This window comes from Ferrovibrio sp. (assembly GCF_029255545.1).
Classification (GTDB): Bacteria; Pseudomonadota; Alphaproteobacteria; order Ferrovibrionales; family Ferrovibrionaceae; genus Ferrovibrio.
The window spans coordinates 1-2,812 of sequence record NZ_JANLJJ010000001.1 but is presented as its reverse complement, the minus strand read 5'-3'; the positions used below and the strand labels follow the sequence as shown (position 1 = coordinate 2,812).

The following is a 2,812-nucleotide window of genomic DNA, read 5'->3' as shown; positions in this document are numbered from 1 at the left end:
TTTTATGTTGCCGCCATATTTGTAAGGCAGCGTTACAATATTGGGGCCATCATAGCGCCTCGCGACCGCCGCACAAGAGGGAAAAGAAAAGGCCCGGACAAGCCGGGCCTTTTCTTTTCCAGGATTAACGCGAAACGTCAGGCGTTCACGTCGATCACCACGCGGCCGCGGATCTGGCCGGCGATGATCTTCGGCGCCAAGTCAAAGATATTCGACAAAGGATGCAGCTCGGTCATGGCGGCGAGCTTGTCCTTCGGCAGGTCCTTCGCCAGTTGCCACCAGGCGCGCTTGCGCTTGTGCATCGGCGCCATCACGGAATCGACGCCCAGCAGGCTGACATTGCGCAGGATGAAGGGGAATACGCTGGCGGGCAGGTCGGTACCGCCCGCCAGGCCGCAGGCCGCGACCCAGCCACCGTATTTGATCTGGCTCAGCACGGTGGCCAGCGTCTGGCTGCCCACCGAATCCACCGCCGCGATCCAGCGCTCCTTGGCCATCGGCGGGCCTTTCTGGTTCAACTCCTCGCGGGGAATGAAGCCGCTGGCGCCAAGCGAGGTCAGATAGTCATGCGTCTCGGGCCGGCCGGTGGCGGCGATCACGCGATAGCCCTTCTGCGCCAGCAGCGCGATGGCCACCGAGCCGACGCCGCCGGCCGCGCCCGTCACCAGCACTTCACCGTCATCCTTGGTCAGGCCGGCATCTTCCAGGGCCTGCACGCACAGCATGGCGGTATAGCCTGCCGTGCCGATGGCCATCGCCTCCTGCATGGTGAAGGCGTCCGGCAGGCGCACCAGCCATTCGCTTTTCATGCGGGCGAAGCGGCCATAGGCACCCCACTGGGTTTCCGACAGGCCATAGCCGTTCACGATCACCTTGTCGCCCGGCTTGAACTCGGGATTGGCGGATTCGACCACGGTGCCGGCCAGGTCGATACCGGCCACCAGCGGCATCTTGCGCGCGATGCGTCCGCCGGTCAGCGCCAGGCCGTCCTTGTAGTTCAGCGTCGAATAGGCCACCTCCACCAGCACGTCATGCGGCGGCAGGTCGGCTGTGCTGATGGTCTTGAAGGCGGCTTTCGGCTTGCCGTCGACCTCTTCGATCATCACGGCGCGGAAGGTCTCGGTCATGGCGCTTCCCTGAAAAAAGTAGCACGTGGATGGCCGGGCCAAGCCCGGCCATGACGGTTTATGAGAAAGAGCTCAACAACAAAATTGGTCATGCCCGGGCCTGACCCGGGCATCCACGATTTTCCTTTTACCGCAGCGGCTCGAGGATCGAGACGTAGTTGGCCACGGCCACGCCGCCCATGTTGAACACGCCGCCCAGCTTGGCGTTCTTCACCTGGATGTCGCCGGCGGTGCCCGAAAGCTGCATCGCCGCCATCACGTGCATCGACACGCCGGTGGCGCCGATCGGATGGCCCTTCGACTTCAGGCCGCCCGAGGGATTGACCGGCAGCTTGCCATCCATCTGGGTCCAGCCTTCCATGATCGCGCGCTTGCCTTCGCCCGGCGCGGTCAGCCCCATCGCCTCGTATTCGATCAGTTCGGCGATGGTGAAGCAGTCATGGCTTTCGGCGAACGACAGGTCCCAGATGCTCAGGCCCGCCTCGCTCAGCGCGTCGGCCCAGGCCTTAGCCGGGCCCTCGAAGGCGATCACGTCGCGTTTTGCCATGGGGAGGAAATCCTGCACATGCTTGGACGCACGGAAGGCAATCGCCTTCTTCATGCCGAGCGCCGTCTGCACGTCGGCCAGCACCAGGGCTGCTGCGCCGTCAGAGACCATCGAGCAATCGGTGCGGCGCATGCCGCCGACCACGATGGGGTTCTTGTCCGACACGGTCTTGCAGAAGTCGTAGCCGAAATCCTTCTGCATATGTGCCAGCGGATTCTTGGAGCCGTTCTTGTGATTCTTGGCGGCGATCATCGCGGTGGCATCCGACTGGTCGCCATAACGCTGGAAATACTGCTTCTGGATCGAATCGAACACGCCGGTGAAGCCGCCCTCGTTGAAGACTTCCGTCTTGCGGTAGCTGGCCTTCAGCAGCACGTTGCCAACGATGTCGTTGGGCGAAGAGGTCATCTTCTCGACGCCGACGCACAGCACGAAGCGCGCCTTCTTCGCAGCAATCGCGTTCAGGCCCTGGAAGATGGCGGCCGAGCCGGTCGAGCAGGCATTCTCCACGCGGGTCGCCGGCTTGAAGCGCAGGCCCGGATCGGCCTGCAGCACCAGTGCGGCCGAGAAATCCTGGTCCACCAGGCCGCCGTTGAAATGGCCCAGATAGATGGCGTCGATGTCCTTCGGCTCCAGGCCGGCGTCGCGGATCGCGCCGACCGCGACCTCAACAATCAAATCCTCGGCATCCCTGCCGTCCAGTTTGCCGAATTTGCTGTGATTCCAGCCGACGATGCAGGCGGTCATGGCTCTGGTCCCTTTCTCTAGCCGTTGCTTGCTTCGGGTCTCGCTCCCGGCGCCCGATCCGCTACAGCGGATTCGAACGCTCGGTCGGAAATAAGAGGGTGGCCACCCGGTGGAAGTCAAGGCGGCCCGGCGATGCTCCGGTGGTGTCCCAGCGACGATGCAGCGACGATCTTGGGACGATCCAGCCGGGAATCGCCAATTTCCGCGCAGAAACTGCCATACGGGAACATATTGGGAAAGTATGCTTGAAAGCCGGAATATTGGATATATATTCACTATATGTTCTAAACAGGAGATGCCGCATGCCTGCTTACCAGCACCTGTTCGATCCGCCCAGCCAGGACGATCTCGAATACCTGCCCGACCCGCTCGGCCGGCTGGACATGGGCAG

Annotated in this window: 2 protein-coding genes; both read right to left on the bottom strand. The window is 62.8% G+C overall.

The genetic code is table 11. The features are described from left to right. Window positions 1-137: 137 nt before the first annotated feature. On the bottom strand, window positions 138-1,127 hold the full coding sequence (locus Q1J79_RS00010; RefSeq protein WP_300295037.1) for an MDR family oxidoreductase: 990 nt from the start codon (window positions 1,125-1,127) through the stop codon (window positions 138-140). 127 nt (window positions 1,128-1,254) lie between these two features. Further along, window positions 1,255-2,421, bottom strand: coding sequence for an acetyl-CoA acetyltransferase (locus Q1J79_RS00005; RefSeq protein ID WP_300295035.1), 1,167 nt, complete (start codon window positions 2,419-2,421; stop codon window positions 1,255-1,257). Window positions 2,422-2,812: the final 391 nt, after the last annotated feature.